General features: G+C 66.2%; 15 protein-coding genes and 2 pseudogenes. 14 read left to right on the forward strand and 3 right to left on the reverse strand.

Annotation, left to right across the window (positions count from 1 at the left end):
- The first annotated feature begins 9 nt into the window (after nucleotides 1–9).
- The 4 genes from A3862_RS22745 (at nucleotide 10) to flaF (ending at nucleotide 4208) form a co-directional block, all read left to right on the forward strand.
- A complete protein-coding gene (locus tag A3862_RS22745) occupies nucleotides 10–1218 on the forward strand; it encodes a flagellar hook protein FlgE (RefSeq protein ID WP_043756870.1) in 1209 nt (402 codons plus the stop codon).
- A 22-nt stretch (nucleotides 1219–1240) separates the two neighbouring features.
- The gene (flgK, locus tag A3862_RS22750) at nucleotides 1241–2698 is read left to right on the forward strand and encodes a flagellar hook-associated protein FlgK (RefSeq protein WP_043756867.1); all 1458 of its coding nucleotides are present in this window, start codon (nucleotides 1241–1243) and stop codon (nucleotides 2696–2698) included.
- 4 nt (nucleotides 2699–2702) lie between these two features.
- A complete protein-coding gene (locus tag A3862_RS22755; protein ID WP_043756865.1) occupies nucleotides 2703–3758 on the forward strand; it encodes a flagellar hook-associated family protein in 1056 nt (351 codons plus the stop codon).
- Nucleotides 3759–3848: 90 nt separating this feature from the next.
- Nucleotides 3849–4208 carry a flagellar biosynthesis regulator FlaF gene (flaF, locus tag A3862_RS22760; RefSeq protein WP_043348583.1) on the forward strand — a complete coding sequence of 120 codons (360 nt, stop codon included), beginning with the start codon at nucleotides 3849–3851 and terminating at the stop codon, nucleotides 4206–4208.
- Between the two features lie 159 nt (nucleotides 4209–4367).
- Here the strand turns inward: flaF and istB are convergent.
- Both istB and istA read right to left on the reverse strand, forming a co-directional pair.
- Nucleotides 4368–5208 (reverse strand): annotated as a pseudogene (gene istB / locus A3862_RS22765) (IS21-like element ISMdi7 family helper ATPase IstB).
- Nucleotides 5205–6702 (reverse strand): annotated as a pseudogene (istA, locus tag A3862_RS22770) (IS21-like element ISMdi7 family transposase). The pseudogenes istB and istA overlap by 4 nt, the downstream one beginning before the upstream one ends.
- Nucleotides 6703–6843: 141 nt before the next feature.
- Between istA and A3862_RS22775 the strand changes: the two are divergent.
- The 9 genes from A3862_RS22775 (at nucleotide 6844) to A3862_RS22815 (ending at nucleotide 13127) form a co-directional block, all read left to right on the forward strand.
- Nucleotides 6844–7197 (forward strand): flagellar biosynthesis repressor FlbT, encoded by a 354-nt coding sequence (locus A3862_RS22775; RefSeq protein WP_236961449.1) that lies wholly within the window; start codon nucleotides 6844–6846, stop codon nucleotides 7195–7197.
- Between the two features lie 45 nt (nucleotides 7198–7242).
- Nucleotides 7243–7653: a flagellar hook assembly protein FlgD gene (gene flgD / locus A3862_RS22780; RefSeq protein ID WP_043756858.1), complete on the forward strand. Its 411-nt coding sequence runs from the start codon at nucleotides 7243–7245 to the stop codon at nucleotides 7651–7653.
- Between the two features lie 368 nt (nucleotides 7654–8021).
- Entirely contained in the window at nucleotides 8022–8303 is a 282-nt protein-coding gene (fliQ, locus tag A3862_RS22785) for a flagellar biosynthesis protein FliQ (protein ID WP_043348590.1), read from the forward strand.
- Between the two features lie 159 nt (nucleotides 8304–8462).
- On the forward strand, nucleotides 8463–10553 hold the full coding sequence (gene flhA / locus A3862_RS22790; RefSeq protein WP_043756855.1) for a flagellar biosynthesis protein FlhA: 2091 nt from the start codon (nucleotides 8463–8465) through the stop codon (nucleotides 10551–10553).
- Nucleotides 10554–10559: 6 nt separating this feature from the next.
- Nucleotides 10560–11306, forward strand: a complete 747-nt coding sequence (fliR, locus tag A3862_RS22795) for a flagellar biosynthesis protein FliR (RefSeq protein WP_043756852.1) — start codon at nucleotides 10560–10562, stop codon at nucleotides 11304–11306.
- A 1-nt stretch (nucleotide 11307) separates the two neighbouring features.
- Nucleotides 11308–11823: a hypothetical protein gene (locus tag A3862_RS22800; protein WP_111474016.1), complete on the forward strand. Its 516-nt coding sequence runs from the start codon at nucleotides 11308–11310 to the stop codon at nucleotides 11821–11823.
- Nucleotides 11820–12296, forward strand: coding sequence for a rod-binding protein (locus A3862_RS22805; RefSeq protein ID WP_043357241.1), 477 nt, complete (start codon nucleotides 11820–11822; stop codon nucleotides 12294–12296). Before A3862_RS22800 ends, A3862_RS22805 begins: the two co-directional genes overlap by 4 nt.
- Before the next feature lie 41 nt (nucleotides 12297–12337).
- The gene (locus A3862_RS22810) at nucleotides 12338–12673 is read left to right on the forward strand and encodes a hypothetical protein (protein ID WP_043357243.1); all 336 of its coding nucleotides are present in this window, start codon (nucleotides 12338–12340) and stop codon (nucleotides 12671–12673) included.
- 4 nt (nucleotides 12674–12677) lie between these two features.
- Nucleotides 12678–13127 (forward strand): hypothetical protein, encoded by a 450-nt coding sequence (locus tag A3862_RS22815; protein ID WP_043756846.1) that lies wholly within the window; start codon nucleotides 12678–12680, stop codon nucleotides 13125–13127.
- 562 nt (nucleotides 13128–13689) lie between these two features.
- On the opposite strand, the gene A3862_RS22820 is transcribed toward A3862_RS22815, so the two are convergent.
- Entirely contained in the window at nucleotides 13690–16419 is a 2730-nt protein-coding gene (locus A3862_RS22820; RefSeq protein ID WP_052083596.1) for a hypothetical protein, read from the reverse strand.
- Nucleotides 16420–16729: 310 nt separating this feature from the next.
- On the opposite strand from A3862_RS22820, the gene A3862_RS22825 reads away from it, so the two are divergent.
- Nucleotides 16730–17413: a response regulator transcription factor gene (locus A3862_RS22825; RefSeq protein WP_043756845.1), complete on the forward strand. Its 684-nt coding sequence runs from the start codon at nucleotides 16730–16732 to the stop codon at nucleotides 17411–17413.
- Nucleotides 17414–17570: the final 157 nt, after the last annotated feature.

A 17570-nucleotide genomic window follows, 5' to 3' on the forward strand; every position in this document is an offset into this window, starting at 1 on the left:
ACGTTCGTTATGGGACTTTATGGTGTGCTGAACAGCGGCGTCTCCGGAATGAACGCCCAAACCAATCGACTTGGAACGGTTGCTGACAATATCCAGAATCAGAATACAACCGGGTACAAGCGCGCATCAACCGAGTTCTCGTCGCTCCTGATCGATCCGAACCCGGGATCCTACGAGTCCGGATCGGTCGACACGATCGTGCGACATGCGATCACGAGCCAGGGCACGAGATCCGCGACGACGTCCGCCACCGACCTCGCCGTCAACGGCAACGGGTTCTTCGTCGTCAAGGATCCCGGCGGCAGGACTTACCTGACCCGAGCCGGGAATTTCATCGAAGACGCGACAACCAAGGATCTCGTGAATGCAGCCGGCATGCACCTGATGGGCTACAGCCTGGCCTCGGGCGATCCGAAGGTCTCGCTGAACAGCTATGACGGGCTTGTGCCCGTCAACACGGCCAGCCTGTCCATGCAGGCCCGCCCCTCCACCATCGGAACGATCAGCGGCAACCTTCCTGCCGACGCGGCGATCGTCACGGGCGGGGCGAATTTCACGAAGGCGACCAGCATAACCACCTATGACAATCTCGGCCACGCCGTTGTCGTCGATCTGTACTTCTCGAAGACGGCATCCAACACGTGGCAGGTCTCGGCCTACGATTCCAGCAAACCCGCTAACTTTCCCGGATCACCGCTCGGCCAGACAAATCTGACGTTCGACAGCAATGGCAAAATTCAAGGCCTGCCGAAACTGAATTTTACTGTTCCAAAGGGCCAGCCCGTGTCTATCGACATGGCCAACATGACGGCTTTGGCAGGCGAATACACGATCACGGGGGGCGCCAACGGAAGCGCCCCGATGAGCGTCGTGGGAACGGACATCGACCGGGACGGGACGGTGTACGCCGTCTATCAGGACGGCAAGAAGGCGGCGGCCTTCAAGGTCCCGCTCGCCACTGTCGAGAGCCCGGACAATCTGAGTCCGCAGGCCGGCAATGTCTTCGATACCACCCCCAGTTCGGGCACGCCTCAGATCGGCTTCGCCACCGTCGGCGGCCGCGGGCAGATCCTGAAGGGCACGCTCGAAGAATCGAACGTCGATCTCGGAACCGAGCTGGCAACGATGATCCAATCGCAGACCAGCTACGGCGCCAATTCCAAAGTGTTTCAGACCGGCGCCGAAATGCTCGAACTCCTCGTGAACCTGAAGCGCTGAGCTGGAATAGAGGACGTTCCACATGGGCCTTTCCGTTGCACTGAACGCCGCGCGCGGATCCCTGCTCGCCAACGCGACCCAGACCGACGTCGTGTCGCGGAACATCGCCGGGGCCCACGATCCGGCCTATTCGCGAAAGATCGCATCGCTCGTCACGACGGACGGGCCGGTCCGGGTCGTCATCAACCGCGCCAGCAACACGGCGTTGTTCGATCGGATGATGAGCAGCACGTCGGAACTCGCCGGCTATGAGGCGATCCTGACCGGGCTCACCACGCTGGAGGGTACGGTCGGCGATACGGACGCGCAGCGCTCCATCGCCGCAAAGGTCGGTATCCTGAACTCGGCACTGGGCGATGCCGCCAACCAGCCGAACGACGTGAATCTGGCGAAGGCAGCCGTTGCGGCCGCGCGGGACCTCGCGCGCGCGCTGAACCAAGCGAGCGACACGGTGCAGGCCGCCCGGCTGAGCGCCGACCAGGAGATCGCCGAGTCCGTCGCCACGATCAACGACCTGCTCGGAAAGTTCGACGCGGCCAATAAGGCCGTCGTCCTCGGGACGGCGCGCGGGGACGATATCAGCGATGCGCTCGACAACAGGGACAAGATCCTCACCCAGTTGTCCCAGGAGATCGGCATCAGCACGGTCGTCCGTGAGAACAACGACATGGCGATCTACGCCGATAACGGCTCGCCCCTGTTCGAAAGACAGCCTCGGACGGTCACCTTCGAACCGACATCCGCCTTCGCGGCCGGGACGACCGGCAAGGCGGTGTTCATCGACGGGATGCGCGTGACCGGCAACGGCTCCCTGATGCCGCTGCAATCCGGCCGGATCGTGGGACAGATGACGATCCGCGACGAAGTCACGGTCACGTATCAGAAGCAGCTCGACGCCATCGCCGCCGGATTGATCAACGCCCTGTCGGAGACGGACAAGACGTCCGCGATCGGTGCGGCCCGGGCCGGCCTGTTCACCTATCCCGGCGGCCCGGCGCTTCCCGGGGCAGGCATTACGGGGCTCGCCCACACCATCCGCGTCAACGCCGCAGCCGATCCCGAGCAGGGCGGCAACCCGTTCACGCTGCGCGACGGCGGCATGAATGCGGGGGCGCAATATCTGTACAACGACACGCAGGCTGCCGCCTTCTCCGATCACTTGAACGCCTTGCGCGCCGCCCTCGGCGCGGAGCGACCCTTTGCGGCGGCCTCGGAACTGCCGGCCTCGGCATCCCTGCAAACCGCCGCGGCGGCGTCGGCGAGCTGGCTCGAAGCCGCCCGCAAGGCTGCGTCCCTCCAGGTCGACAAAGAATCAGCGGTGCTGGACAGCGCATCGACCGCGCTCTCGAACACCACCGGCGTGAACCGCGACGAGGAAGTCGCCTCGATGCTGCAGCTCGAGAAATCCTACGCGGCGTCCGCCAAGCTTATCGCGACCGTCAATGCGATGATCCAGTCTCTCCTTGATGCCGTGAGGTAGCGTCATGAAAACGAGCTACATCTCTACCGCCACGCTCTGGAACTCGCCCCGCGCCGGCGCCGCCCGGCTGGAGGCGGAGATCGCGAAGGCGAATGCCGAAATGGTGCAGGGCGGCCGATACGCCGATGTCGGCCTTGAGCTCGGCCACAGGACCGGAACAGACATCAATCTGAGACAGGAGGTCGACGACCTCAAGGCGCAACAGAGCCGCAACAACATAACCGGGCTCCGGGTCAGCGGCACCTACGATGCGCTGACCCAGATCCGGACGGACAGCGAGTCCTTTCTCGCCCTCGTCACCCCTGGAAAGCTGTTCAGCAGCAACGGGGCCGAGACGGTCAAGGAGGCGTCATCGCGACTCTCGGCGCTGATCGCGCATCTGAACTCCGCCGTCGCGGGCCAATTCCTGTTCTCCGGAATCGATACCGACCGACGCCCGATCGCGGATACGCAATCCGTGCCGCCGGCGGCTGCCAAGCTAGCCTTCGCGCAGGCGTTCCAAGCCGCCTTCGGCTTCGCGCCCGGAACGCTGCCGGCCGCGACCAACATCACGGCGACACAGATGCAGGCCTTCCTCGACGGCCCCGCATCCGCGCTCTTCGCCGACCCTCAATGGGGTGCAACATGGTCCGGTGCGTCGAACGTCAACATCCTCAGTGAACTCGCTGGCGGCGAAACGGCGGAGACATCCGTCAATGCCAACGTTCAGGCCGTTCGACAGCTCGCAATGCTGTATACGGTCGGTTCCGAAATCGGGCTGACCAGCCTCGCTCCATCGACGCAGTCGATCGTGTACGACAAGATGCGGGACTTGGCGAGCCATGCCGCATTCAACCTGACGCAGATCCAAGCCAGTGTCGGCATCGTTCAATCCAGAATGAAAGCCGCCGACAACCTGCTCGATTCCAAGATAAAATTCCTGACCCTCGGATACAGCAATCTCGAGAGCGTCGATCTCGCAGAACTCAGGACACGCCAGGAAAACCTGAAAGCCGACCTTCAGGTCTCGTACAGCCTGACGAGCGAGATGAGACGGATCAGTCTGATCGATTACGTCTGACAGTTTCGGATACGGTTTTGACCGCCGGGCGGCACGCCAAGCGACGGCACATCACTGCGGCAACGCTTCAATTCGATAGGCAGATCGGCAATGTACGGCGCGTCCTACGCGGAAGCCTACACGGAAGTCTTGGACGATTCACCCACCCTCGCCCGGGAGCGGGAACGGGCGGCCTTCGATCGGGCCATCGCTCTGATGAAGGAGGCCGAGGCCGCCCCTGCATCGGCGGAACTGCGTCAGGAGGCCATCAGCTTCCTGCAGCGCCTCTGGAGCATGCTCATCGATGATCTCGCCAATCCCGAGAACGCGCTGCCGGCGCAATTGCGGGCGGACCTGATCTCCATCGGATTGTGGAACTTGAGCCAGACCGACCAGATCCTCCGCGGCGATGCGACGGGGTTCGAGGCGCTCATCTACGTCAATACGCTGATCCGCGATGGTCTCCAATGAGCCGCTCGATCAATCTCAGCCTGCGAGGCCAGGAGCGTGTAAAGGGCGGACCAATTTTAGGCCGCCGTGGCGGAGTAAAACCAGGCCACGGACTGCGGACAGCCTGAACGATGAAGGGGCCCGATCGGGCCTCTTCATCGTTTGTCGCGGATCGTGAGGTCAGGCTGGCCGGATCTCGCCCGTCGCGGGATCAGGGTCATCAAGGGTGGCCTGGTTTTGCTCCGCCCTGTCTGTGCGGCCCCGCCGGCTGCGGGAGGATCTGAGGCGGTAGCTGTCTCCGTTCAGGCTCAGGATGCTGACGTGATGGGTCAGCCGATCCAGCAGCGCACCGGTCAGCCGCTCCGAGCCCAGGACCGAGGTCCAGTCCTCGAACGGAAGGTTCGAGGTCACCACCGTCGAGCCGCGCTCGTAGCGCTGGGACAGGACCTCGAACAAAAGCTCGGCCCCGTCGGCGACAGCGGCACGTAGCCGAGTTCATCGACAATCAGCAACTTCACCGCGGCCAGCTCCCTCTGAAGCCGGAGCAGGCGGCGCTCGTCACGCGCCTCCATGAGCTGGTTGACCAGCGAGGCCGCCGTGGTGAACGTGACCGAGAAGCCCTTCTGGCAGGCTGCCAGTCCGAGAGCCAGGGCGATGTGCGTCTTGCCGGTGCCGGAGTTGCCGAGCGCGATGACGTTCTCCCGACCGAGGACGTAGCCGCAGCGCGCCAGCTCCAGCACGAGCATCTTGTTCAGGCTCGGGATGGCGGCGAAGTCGAAGGTGTCGAGGCTCTTCACCGCCGGGAAGCGTGCCGCCCGGATCCGGCGCTCGACCATGCGCCGTTCGCGGTCGATCAGTTCCAGCTCAACCAGCCGCAGCAGATAGCGGGGTGGTCGAGGCCGCTCCGGGCGCAGTCCCGGGCGACCTTGTCGTACTCGCGCAGGACCGTCGGCAACTTCAACTGCTTGAGGTGATGGGCGAGCAGGACGCCCGGTGTCGTCTCATCGCCGCTCACGCTCATGCCGCCACCTCCGGCACCAGCACCGTGTAGTCGGCGGCCATCGTCGCGCGCACCGCAGGCCGGGGCAGATGCGGGTAGGCCGACAAGTCGAGCCGAGGCGGCCGCCGTTCGAGACGGGCCAGCGCGATCAACTTGACCGCATCGAAGCCAATCGCCCCGAGCCGGATCGCCTCGGTGACGGCCCAGGCCACGAGGTCCTTCGGCATCGCCTCCATCAGGCGCAGCACCTGGATGAACTCGCGCTTGCCGCGGTTGCCCATGCGCGCCTCCAGAAGGTGGCGCAGGTGCTGGAACGCCTCGGGCAGATCCCAGCCCTGGAGTGCCGCGGCTTGGTCGAGGGCGTTCGGCTTGGTCTCGATCAGCGCGAGGTAGTGCAGAGGTTCGGCGACGAAAACGCCGCTGCCGTAGCTGCGCGGGTGCCGGGCGATCTCGACCCCGCACACAGGATCACGACTTCCTCGACGAAGCCCTTCACCAGCACGTCCCGGAAGCCGTAGGTGGTCGGCACCGAGTAGTCGTTGCCGCGATAGCGCACCAGCGCGGTCGACGAGACGCGCCCGGCCCTCTTCTCGCACGGCTCCAGCGGCACCGCCGGCAGGGCTCGCAGAACCACTCGATCGGCCATGAGCCGCGTTCCGATGCTCTCGGGATGCCGCCCGGCGCACTCGTTCTGCCGAGCTCGGCAGCGGCGCTCCAGGTCAGCGTTCAGCGCCTCGAACGAGGCCGCCTCCGGAGCCGGGGTCATGAAGTGGGACCGGGCGAACTTGACCAGCCCCTCGACCTTGCCCTTGTCGTTGCCCCTGCCCGGACGGCCGAAGCGATCCCGGAACAGGCAGTGGCTCACCAACTCGGTGAAGGCGCGCGTACGCTCACGCTGTCCGTCGCCGCAGATCTTGGCCACTGCGATTTTGGTGTTGTCGTACAGGATCGACAGAGGCACGCCGCCGAAGAAGGCGAAGGCGGCGACATGCCCGTCGAGAAAAGCTTCGGTGGTCTCCCGCGGATACGCCTTCACGAAGCAGGCGTCGGAGTGCGGCAGATCCATGCAGAAGAAATGGATCTTGCGGCGCACGCCAGCGATGGTGGCGACCGCCTCGCCAAAATCGACCTGGGCATGGCCGGGCGGGTGGGCGAGCGGCACGAAAGTCTCCTGCCCCGTGCTCGGCAGATCCGTACGTGGTCCTTCACCACGGTATAGCCACCGGCATAGCCGTGCTCGTCGCGTAGGCGCTCGAAGATCCGCTTGGCCGTATGGCGTTGCTTGAGCGGTGCAGTCCGGTCCGCCTCAAGGATCGCCGCGATCACTGGCAGAAGAGGCCCGAGCTTCGGCTTCTCGACCGGCTTCGAGCGTGTGTAGCCCGGCGGCAACGAGAACCGACACATCTTGGCGATCGTCTCTCGGCTCAACCCGAAGACCCGAGCCGCCTCACGCCGGGACTGGCCCTCGATGAACACGAACTGCCGAACGGCTGCGTAGACTTCCACGACGAACATCCTCGGCTCCTCTCGAAAGAGAAGCCTCTCCACTGGCCGGCTTTTACACCGCCCGCATCAGCACAAAGCCGACGCTCCAGTGGATGGTTTTGTCACCGTCCTACACAGGAGCGCATCTTCATCAACGGGGCCGTTCTCAGAGTGGACCGCAAGGTCACGATCGAGCTGCTCAACGACGCGACCTTTCTTCTCGAAGCCCATGTGCTGCAGGTCGAGCAGGCGAAGACGCCGCTGCGACAGCTCTACTTCATCGCCCAGGCCATGTTGATCGATCCCAGCAATGCCGGCCAAGTCCGACAGGCTTACGATAAAGTCGAGCAGGCGATCCTGGATCAGACTCCTGATCGCCCCGTCGTTGCGGCGCTCGCAGCGGCGCGCGATCTCCTCAACAGGGGTCGGCCGTTCGAGGTCCTGCGGATGCTGCGCGGGGTCTTCGAACCGGAAGACGCGCCATCCCGACCGAACTCGAACAGTCTCACTCATCAGGTCGCCTGACGAACCGTCAGGGAATAGGCGCCGAAACCAGACGGAGGTCGAGCCATGTCCATACCGGCAACCCAATCTACGAACCCGTCAACCACGAATGTCGCGGCCCGAACGGCCCCGGCCGCGAAGCCGTCGACTCTGAACTACGACACTTTCCTCAGGCTCCTCATGGCGCAGATGAAGAACCAGGATCCCACGGCGCCGATGAAATCGACCGATTACATGGGCCAGCTCGCGACATTCTCGCAGGTTGAGCAGAGCGTGAACATGAATAGCAAGCTCGACGCCTTGCTCACCTCCTCGAGTCTGTCCCAGGCCAGCAATCTCATCGGGCACACCGTCACCTCCGCGGACGGATCGGTCACGGGAACAGTCACGTCCGCGCGGGTGACGAAGGACGGCCTGATCGTACATCTCGATAGCGGCCAGGATGTCCCCTACGAATCCGGCCTGACCGTGTCCTAGAACCGTCCCCGGCCTGACGGCAGCCGGTCGGCGGCCCCAATGCCACGGCATGCGCGATCGTTCGACGAGCCGGCATCCGCGTCATCGCAACGTCCGCGGCGATCGCAGTCGACACGCCGAACTGAACCGCCGGCCGCGGCCCAGCAGGGCGCGGCTTGGACGGGAATCGATGGGGCGCGCGGGCCGCTGCGATCCCGGCAGGCCTCCGATCCGACATCCGCAAGGGCTCGCGGAGGCGATGACGCCGGACCGTCGGCGCAGACCGCACTCACCCCATCAGACCGAGTCGAGCCCGTCTGCCGGCCAGACGGTTTCCGGCGAACGTCCGCCTCTCTCGAATGCCCCTGTGAGAATCCCCGTCCGGCCCCATGAACGAGATCGACGCCCTTGAACTCGTCCGCGCCGCCATCTGGACGATCATCGTCGCCTCGGGGCCGGCGGTCGGAGCCGCGATGGTGGTGGGGATCCTGATCGCCCTGTTCCAGGCGCTGACCCAGATTCAGGAGGTCACCCTCACCTTCGTCCCGAAGATCGTGGTCGTCCTGCTGGTGATGATCGTCAGCGGCTCCTTCGTGGGCGGCCAGATCTACGCCTTCACCGAGATGGTCTACGGCCGGATCGTGACGGGCTTCCGCGCGGTGTCGGAATGAGCGGCGTCGAAGGCGGAGGGGGGTCTGCGCGCGACACGTCGGACGCGGCGGCGCGCAAGGCGCGCCGCCCGGGCATCGGAGCCGGGTGCGCGGACCGACGCCATGCAGGCGCAAGCTTGATGATCCAGAAGTCCCATCACGACACGAGGGGGTGAGAGCGTGGCATCGGCCGTACAAGCGCTCGCGCCGGACAGAAGAATCCGGCGGGATGTCTGGTTCGCGATCGGCATCATCGCGATCCTCGCGATCCTGTTCCTGCCCGTTCCGGCCGTGCTGATCGATATCGGGCTGGCGCTCTCCATCGCCATCTCGGTGCTGATCCTCATGGTCGCGCTCTGGATCCACAAACCGCTGGAATTCTCGTCCTTTCCCACGATCCTGCTGATCGCGACGCTGCTGCGTCTGGCCCTCGGGATCGCGACGACGCGGCTGATCCTGTCCAACGGGGATGCGGGCGTCGACGCGGCCGGCCACGTCATTCAGGGCTTCTCGCAGTTCGTGATGAGCGGCGACTTCGTGATCGGGCTCGTGGTGTTCGCCATTCTGATCACGGTCAACTTCCTCGTGATCACCAAGGGCGCCACGCGCATCGCGGAGGTCGGCGCGCGCTTCACCCTGGACGCGATCCCCGGCAAGCAGATGGCGATCGACGCCGATCTCTCAGCCGGCCTCATCGACGACAAGGAGGCGCAGCGGCGTCGGCGCGAGCTGGAGGAGGAGAGCGCGTTCTTCGGATCCATGGACGGCGCCTCGAAGTTCGTGCGCGGCGAAGCCATCGCCAGCCTGATCGTCATCGCGGTCAACATCTTCGGCGGCATCATCATCGGCGTCACCCGTCACAGCCTGCCGCTGGGCAAGGCCGCCGACGTCTTCACCAAGCTCTCGGTCGGTGACGGACTCGTCTCGCAGATTCCGGCCCTCATCGTGTCCCTGGCCGCGGGCCTTCTCGTGTCCAAGGGGGGGACGCGCGGAACCGCCGAGCAGGCCGTCCTCGGCCAGCTCGGCGCCTATCCGCGGGCGCTGTTCGTCGCCTCGGGTCTGATGCTGGTCTTCGCGATCATGCCCGGGATGCCGTTCCTGCCCTTCGCCGTCCTGAGCGTCTTGATGGGCACCATCGCCTATCTGATCCCGCGCCGCCTCGCGGAGGCGCAATCGAAGGTCGATGCCGCGGTGAAGGCCAAGGAGCAGCAGCGTCTCCTGGAGCACCAGGAGAGCGAGGCCGTGAAGGACTCGCTGAAAACCGCCGAGATCGAGTTGCGGCTGGGCAAGCACCTCGCGGTGCAGATGCAGGGCGCGCAGAACGAACTGGCCCACCGGGTCGGCCGGATGCGCCGGAAGTTCGCGCAGCAATACGGATTCGTGGTTCCGGACATCAAGCTGGTCGAATCCCTGACGGTCCCGAGCAAGAGCTATGAGATCGCGATCCACGGAACCGTCATCGCCGCCCAGCAGATGCGCCCCGGCGAGACTATGATCGTCGTGGGTGACGGTCCGCTGCCCAGCATCGCCGGCGAGGAGGTGCGCGAGCCGGCCTTCGGCATGCGGGCCGTCTGGGTTCCGGATGCCTACGCCCAGGAGGCCCGGCGCGAGGGCTTCAGTCCGATCGACTGGCACTCCGTGATGCTGACCCATGTCAGCGAGGTGATCCGCAACAACCTGCCCCAGCTCCTCTCCTACAAGGACTTGAGGATGCTGATCGAGCGGCTCGATTCGGAATACAAGCGGCTGGTCGACGATATCTGTCCGTCGCAGATATCGTACTCAGGCCTGCAGGCCGTGCTCAAGCTGCTCCTCGCCGAGCGGGTCTCGATCCGGAACCTGCACCTGATCATCGAGGCCATCGCCGAGATCGTCCCCCATGCCCGCCGGGCGGAGCAGATCGCCGAGCATGTCCGGCTGCGGATCGCGCAGCAGATCTGCGGCGATCTTGCCGAGAACGGCGCCCTCAACGTCCTGCGACTCGGCAGCCGCTGGGATCTCACCTTCCATCAAGGCCTCAAGCGCGACGCCAAGGGCGATGTGGTCGAGGTCGATCTCGATCCGCGGCTGATCGAGCAATTCGGCGTCGAGGCCTCCGAGGCCATCCGCGCCCATTTGAAGACGTCGCACAAATTCGCCCTGGTCACGGCGCCGGAGGTGCGCAGCTACGTGCGGATGATCATCGAGCGCCTGTTTCCGACGGTCCCCGTGCTGTCGCATGTCGAGATCGCCCGCGGCGTTGAGATCAAGTCCCTCGGTACGATCTCCTGACCCCCGATGATCTCGGACACGATCCTCGGCGTCTTCTTGATCTTCTGTCGTGTCGGCGGGTGCCTGCTGGTGGCGCCGGGCCTGTCCAGTGCGCGGGTGGCCCCGCACATCCGCCTGTTCATCGCCCTGACCGTGACCTTGGCGGTGGCCCCCATGCTTCTGCCGAAACTCGGTTTGGGCCTGAGGGGTGCAGGGCCGGCCGACATTCTCTGGTGGGTCGGATGCGAGACGCTCACCGGGCTCGCCATCGGCTTCTTCGGCCGATCCTTCTATTTCGCGCTCGAAACCATGGGCAGCGCCCTGGCGACGATGATCGGTCTGGGAGGCATCCCGGGGAATCCCGTCGCCGAACACGAGGCGGCCTCCCTCGCCGGCTCGCTGATCATGATGGCGGCGACGGTGCTGGTGTTCAGCATGGACCTGCACTGGGAACTGTTCCGCGGATTGGTCGCCTCCTACGACCGCATCCCGGCCGGGAACCCGTTCGGCGCGCGGCCCATGCTGGCCGGCTACGTCGACCGGATCACGGCGGCCTTCGTCATGGCCGTTCGTGTGACGAGCCCGTTCATCATTTACTCCGTGCTGGTCAATCTCGCCCTGGGGCTCGCCAACAAGCTCACACCACAGATTCCGGTGTTCTTCATCGCGACACCGTTCATCCTGTTCGGCGGCCTCCTGCTGCTGATGGTCCTGTCCACGGATCTGCTCGGGCAATTCGCCCTCGAGTACGGGCATTGGCTGAAGAGAGGCTGACATGCGGACACGCCTGAGCCGGGCGATGCGGCTGCTGCGCCTGCAGGACCGCATGCACCAGCTCGCCGAGCGGGACCTTGCCGCCCTGGACCGCCGGGTTCAGGCGGCCGACATGGCGCAGGCGGATCTGATTCGCGCCCTCAACGAAGCGTCTGCGTTTCACGAGCCGCTGCGCGCCACGGCGGTCGGGCGGCTGAGGCGCCTGGCGGTTGAGGCGCAGGAGCTGCGCGCGGAACGCGACATCTCTGCACTGAGGCTGATGGAACGCTCCACGCAGCACAAGCGGACCGAGCTGTGGGTCGGACGCCTGGAGACCGCCCAGCGCCAGCACGCGGAGAAGCGGGATTGGGCGGAGCGCCTCGACCATCTGGGCCTCCCCACGGAGGCAAGCCTCCGGTCAGCCAGGCCGGTTAACCTGCAGGACGAGCCAAGGTCTCCCGTGGGCCCGGCGGATGTGTCCGGCCTTGACGGCTGGGCTCGTCGCGATCGCAACAATCCGGATACGAGTACGCCGTGAGCGTCCAGCCTCCCTCCGATATCGTCCTCGACGTTGCGCGCGCGGCGGATCCCGCCCGCTATCAGGCCGCGGTCACCAAGCTCACCCAAGGCGCGCCCGGAACCTTCGCGGACGCCCTGGGAACGGCCTCGGGCAACCGGACCGGGTTCGCCGTAGCGCCGCAGCCGAGCGCCGATTCCGTGCTGACGCGGTTCCGCACGGCCGCAACCCTGCCGTCGCCCCGGACGAAGGGAACCCCCGCCCAGCAATTCGAGGCCTTCGTCCTTCAGACCTTCGTCGAATCGATGCTCCCGCAGGGCGCATCGGCGGTCTACGGCAAGGGCAATGCCGGGGCGATCTGGAAGTCGATGCTGGCCGAGCAGCTCGGCGCCCAGCTGGCCAAGGCCGGCGGCATCGGCATCGCCCGGATGATCGAGGCGTCACACCCGGACACCAGAGCCCCGGCCCCCGCGTCCCGGATCCCGGCGGTCTGACGCAACCCCGCTCCGCCCCACCGACACCCCGGACACGGATCATGCTGCTATCATCCCTGGCCCGCCTCGAAGCGACCATCGACGCCGAGACCACCTCTCTGACGGTGCACGACCTGCGGGATCAGGACGATTTCAACCGCCGCAAGAGTCAGAGCCTCGTAGAACTGGCTCGTCTCGGACGGACGATCAGCGCGGACCGGCTGAGCCCGCCCGAGATCGAGGGGCTGGAGCGGGTCCGCGCCAAGCTGCGACGCAACCACGAACTCCTGGGCATCCACTTGCGTGCCATGCAGGAGGTCTCGGATCTCGTCTCCACCATGATCCAGAGCGCGGAATCCGACGGCACCTACTCGGCCGTCCTGCGCTACCAGGAGTGACCGCGTGACTCGCATCGTCATCACCGGATTGTGGATCTGCGCCATCACGGTGCTGTCCAGCTACGCGGTGATCTCCTGGATGCCGGCTTTGCCGAAACCCAAAGCCGAGGAGTATCTGGAGGGGCTGACCTATCAGAAGCTGCGCCCCCTCAACATTCCGATCATCGCGGATGGGAACGTCCAGGGCTACATCCTAGCCACGATCATCTTCACGGCCGACTCGCACCTGATCAAGGGCCTGGGCGTGACCCCGGAGCCGTTCGTGATGGACGAGTCGTTCCGCCAGATCTACAGCGACGGCGCCCTCGATTTCCGCAATCTCAAGAAGTACGATATCAACAGGCGCCTGGACGAGATCAAACGACGTGTCAACGAGCGTCTTGGCTCCGAGATCGTCAAGGATGTGATGGTTGAGAACTTCAACTTCATCACCAAGAAGGACATCCGGAGCTGAGGCCCGGCGTCACGGGATTCAACCGCGAGCCGCGGCGAGGCGGCGGAAGCCGGTGAGGCGGCCGGCGGTTTTCTCGCAGCGTGGGGCCTCCGCCCGTACCGGCATGAAGCGCGCCGGAGCCGCTCGACCCCGCTGCGGCCATGGGCGTTTCACGCGGGGCAGAGGGCGGGCTGTTCGCCGCGCCCGTCTTCGGGCTCGCCGGCCGGGCCGCCGTCCTCCTGATCGGCTTGCGGAGGCCCGGGCCGAAGAACCGCGGCCGGCCACCGCACGCCCGGGACTCGATCGATCGAGGGGAGCGCGAGCGGCAGCGCACGACCCTGTCCTGGCGCGATGCGGCGGGCGACGGCACAGCCGCGCGCCTCGGCAGCCGCCTGCACCCGGCTCTTGCGATCCTACGACGGATCCCGAAGGCCCGTTCGACGCCTCTGTCCCGGGCCGAGTGGGCGCTTCGTCGGGATGCCGCGGGCATCGGCGTCGGGGAGCCGGCCGAACCCACCTGTCAGGACGCCTCGGGCGACCGCAGGGACTCGGGGACGGGCCCGGCCCTGCCGGCGCACGATCCTCATTCCGTGAGGCGACGCCGGAGCCCCGCCGCCTCGACCGCGCGCATCAGCCGCGCGATGCCGTCCGAGGCGCCGGCGATGAGAAGGCCGCCGGCCACGCATCGCACGCCCGATAGCGTGTAGCGGAGGCAGGGACCGGGCCGCGCCCGGTGATGCGCCCCCGCGCGCGGATGCGGAACCGGCACCGGCGGTTCCGCCCATGGGCGATGCACCCCGATATCGTCGATCCGGCCGGCGAGGCCGTGGGGTACGATGTGCAGCCGTCGCTCGCCCCGAAGGCCGAAGATCCGATGCGATGGATCCAGGGCGACCACCACGCTGGGGTCGAGGTGCAGGAACCCTTCGACCGAGAGGGGACGGTCGCCCGTCAGGAACCGGTCGAAGACGGCCATCCCGGCGAGGTCGTTCAGCAGCACGAAGGCCCGGATATGGCGGTAGTCCGGCCCGTGGACGCTCGTCTCGATGAGATGCACGGCGGCCTCGCCGAGGGTGAGGGTCGCCCGGGCCGTTCCGACGCCCGCACCCGGCTCGCGGCCCTCCGGGATGGCGATGTTGTGGGCGCGCGCCGCCGCCGGATGCAGGCCGCGCGGACCGAAGGGCTCGGCCTGCGAGCCGCCCCGTTCCGTGATCCACCGCAGACCGCCCGTGGCGAACGTGAAGGAGGTGCAGTCCCGGTGATCCTGCGGGTGGATCTGCTCGGAGAAATCCGCCGTGAAGGCGGACCAGCCTGCGGCGGCGTCCGTCCGGCGCAGGAGAATGGTTCCGGACGGAATCGGGGCGCCGGGGAGGGGCCATCCGCCGCTCGTCGGCCCCACCGCCGGACCGGTCATCCAGGGGTGACGATGGGCGGCCGCAACGCGCCCCATCCAGCGATACCGGTCCGTATGCCCAGGCGCATCGTCGAAAGGCGGCAGGGCGCCGTCCGGCTCGAGCAGCGCGATCAGCCCGCCCCAGACCCTCGCGAGGCGAAGGTCGAGGATATCCGCCAGGGGGGCCAGATCCGGCCGGCCCTTCAGGACCGGCATCAGGACCAGGGCGAGCGTGAGGATCTCGAGTCTGCGGTGGTAGGATGGCTCCGTGACCGCCCCCTCGGGATCGATCATCGCCTCGAAGCCGCTGCGCAGGGCGATCATCGCGAGGTCGGTCCAGTGCCGCGCCATCGGAAAGGCCGGCAGGGTGACGCCGGCCGCCATCAGGGACGCCGCCACCTGCGCCTCCAGCAACGACCCCGCCACCGTGTGCTGGGCCAAGATCTCCGCCAGGGCCGCGGCATGCCGGACGATCTCGGCACCCAGACGCTCGACGGCCGAACGGTCCGCCGCATCGCCATCCCGCATCGCTGCGCCCAGCAGGCACAGCATCGCCTCCAGGCGCATCGCCATGCAGGCGGGATGCAGGCTCAGCGTGTCGGCCGGCCGGCCCCAGGGATTCGCGCGGGACCAGGCCAGGGCGACAGCGACCGCCCGGTCCCGAACCGCGCGCTCAGGATTTCCAGCGGCCGCACAGGTCCAGGAGAGGGACTGGAACGCAAGGCGCCACGCATGCGACCGGAACGGATCGCTCCCCCAGTCCGGCACCTCCGGGAGCGCCCAGGCCGGGCAAGACGCGAGACTGACGGAACCGTCAGCCCAGGCCGCGGCGTCCGGCCCGTCCCGCAGGAGCGCGACGCTGCGCAACGGCGACGGCGCTTCCTCCAGAAGGGCGGGGTCGAGATAGGGCAGGATCGACCCCGCGGCGGCGCCCTGGGTTGGCCGCGGGGCGCCGAGGCGGCCGAGCAGATGCGCCAGGACGGCTTCGGCGTCCGGGCCGGCTTCCTCCGCAAGATTGGCCAAGCGCAACTCGTCGTCCAGGAACACGTCCGGTGCGGCGGCCAGTGCAAGGCGCGCATCCGGATCCCAGGTGGCGAAGCCGATCTCCACCGTCGCCGCCTGGGGGGGCGGCGAGACCTTCAGGGTGAAGCGGTAGGCCTCCCGGTGGACCGGGATGTCGAGGAAGGCGGGGATCGACAGGGTGGCCAGGGTACCGGGGTAGGGCGGCGGGATCGGGTTGCCCCGCGCGTCGCGGAAGGACACCTGAGCCAGGGCACCGTCCGACTGGCCCTGCGCGATGACCTGCCCCTTGAACACGAGGGCACGCCCGGGAACCAGCCCGTGCCGCAACCAGGCGGGCCGGGGACCGAGGACGATCCGGCTGTCCTGGCCGAACCAGCCCCGCGCCGATACGGGGCCCCCGTCCTCAGGGTGGGCCGCGTCCGGAACGGCCTGCCGGATCTCCGGCTGCACGATCCGGAACGGGTGCGTGTTGCGCCAGCTCCTGATGGTCACGCCGACTTGGGAGGCGGGCGCCGGGAGATAGAAGCGGCAGCGGATGGGAGCGCCGATCGACCCCGCGCCGCCCTCCGACATCGGTCCGGCGATCCAGTCTCCGTGCGCGTCGATCGAGGTCCGCGCCAATCCCGGGATGCGGCCGAAATCGATCTCGGACTGATCCTGCGCGCGGAATGCGACACCGATCGCCGCGAAGTCCCGGACGCCCGGACATCCCTCGGCAGCAGCGCAGATCATGTATGCGTTGAACTCATACCAGCGGTCGCCGATCAAACGCTCGAACGCGAAGACGACCCGCGACCAGCGATTCCTGTTGCCAACCGCATGGCTCGCATCGGGCGCCTGTGCAGCGCCCGCGTCCGGTCGCGCCGAGTCGGGCGTGAAGGTGTGTCGTTCGGACATCGGCTCAGGCAGATCTCGCAGGATCGAAGCGTCGCTGGGCGCGTTCGATCATCTTGGCGGATCCCGCAATATGGGACGCACCATTCCGCAAACGCCATAAAATTCGATAAACTTTGCGATGATTCCTTTATTCTTGGATATCGCGCCTCAATTTTCGCTACAATTCTCTACAAATTTTCTTTGATATAATCTAATAACAAGATGTTGACGCTTTCTCACGTTTGATCCATTGAGAAAATCAGGGAATCAAAGACGAAGAAAAGACAATTTTTGATCTTTCACGCAAGAATGTCGACGGAGACTTATGGCAATGTACGTCATTGTCGATGAGCGGCCGATGGTTACCGATGGTTACGTGGCCAACTTCAATCGCGAGGGCGTGACATCGGTTGGATTAGTGGCCGATGATTTTGAAGGCTGGATTCAGTCCGCCCCCGAGACGGATCTGGACGCCGTCCAGGGCTTCCTCCTGGGCAATTGTGAGCAGCGGCCCGATCTGCCGGAGATGATTCAGAAGCGGTCCCGCGCGCCCATCATCGCGATGATCGAGACCCGCTGCCTGACCGAGACGCTGGATCTGTTCAGAGCCGGCATCGACGACGTCGTCCGCAAACCGATCCATGTCCGCGAGATCCTCGCCCGGACCGAGGCCGTATGGCGGCGCTCGCAGCGCGAGAGGGCCAGCGACAGCGTCGTGGCGGACCGGACCGCGCGGCTGAGGGTGTACTTCGACGGCCGCGACCCCGACGTCGATGGGGAAAAAATGCCCCTGCCGCGCCGCGAACGCCAGATCCTCGAATTTCTGGTCCGCAATCGCGGGCGCCGGATGACCAAGGAGCAGGTGTTCAATGCGGTCTACGGCGCCTTCACGAGCGACGTGGACGAAAGCGTGATCGAGGGTCACATCAGTAAACTTCGCAAGAAACTTCGGCAAAAGCTGAGTTTCGATCCTATCGAAGTTCGGCGTTATCTCGGGTACGCCTTTGTAAATTGACCTCTCTATCCGAGTTCTGCGGGAATCCGCTCATCACAAGGGCCGGTCTCCTGGCCGGCCCGTCGCGGACAGGCGGCCGGACGTCCATCGTCCGGTGGCCCGCATGTCCGGCATGAGAAGCAGCGCGGAGATGATCCGGCCGCAGCCTGGGCGTGCC

It is taken from the genome of Methylobacterium sp. XJLW, from assembly GCF_003254375.1.
Lineage (GTDB): Bacteria > Pseudomonadota > Alphaproteobacteria > Rhizobiales > Beijerinckiaceae > Methylobacterium > Methylobacterium fujisawaense.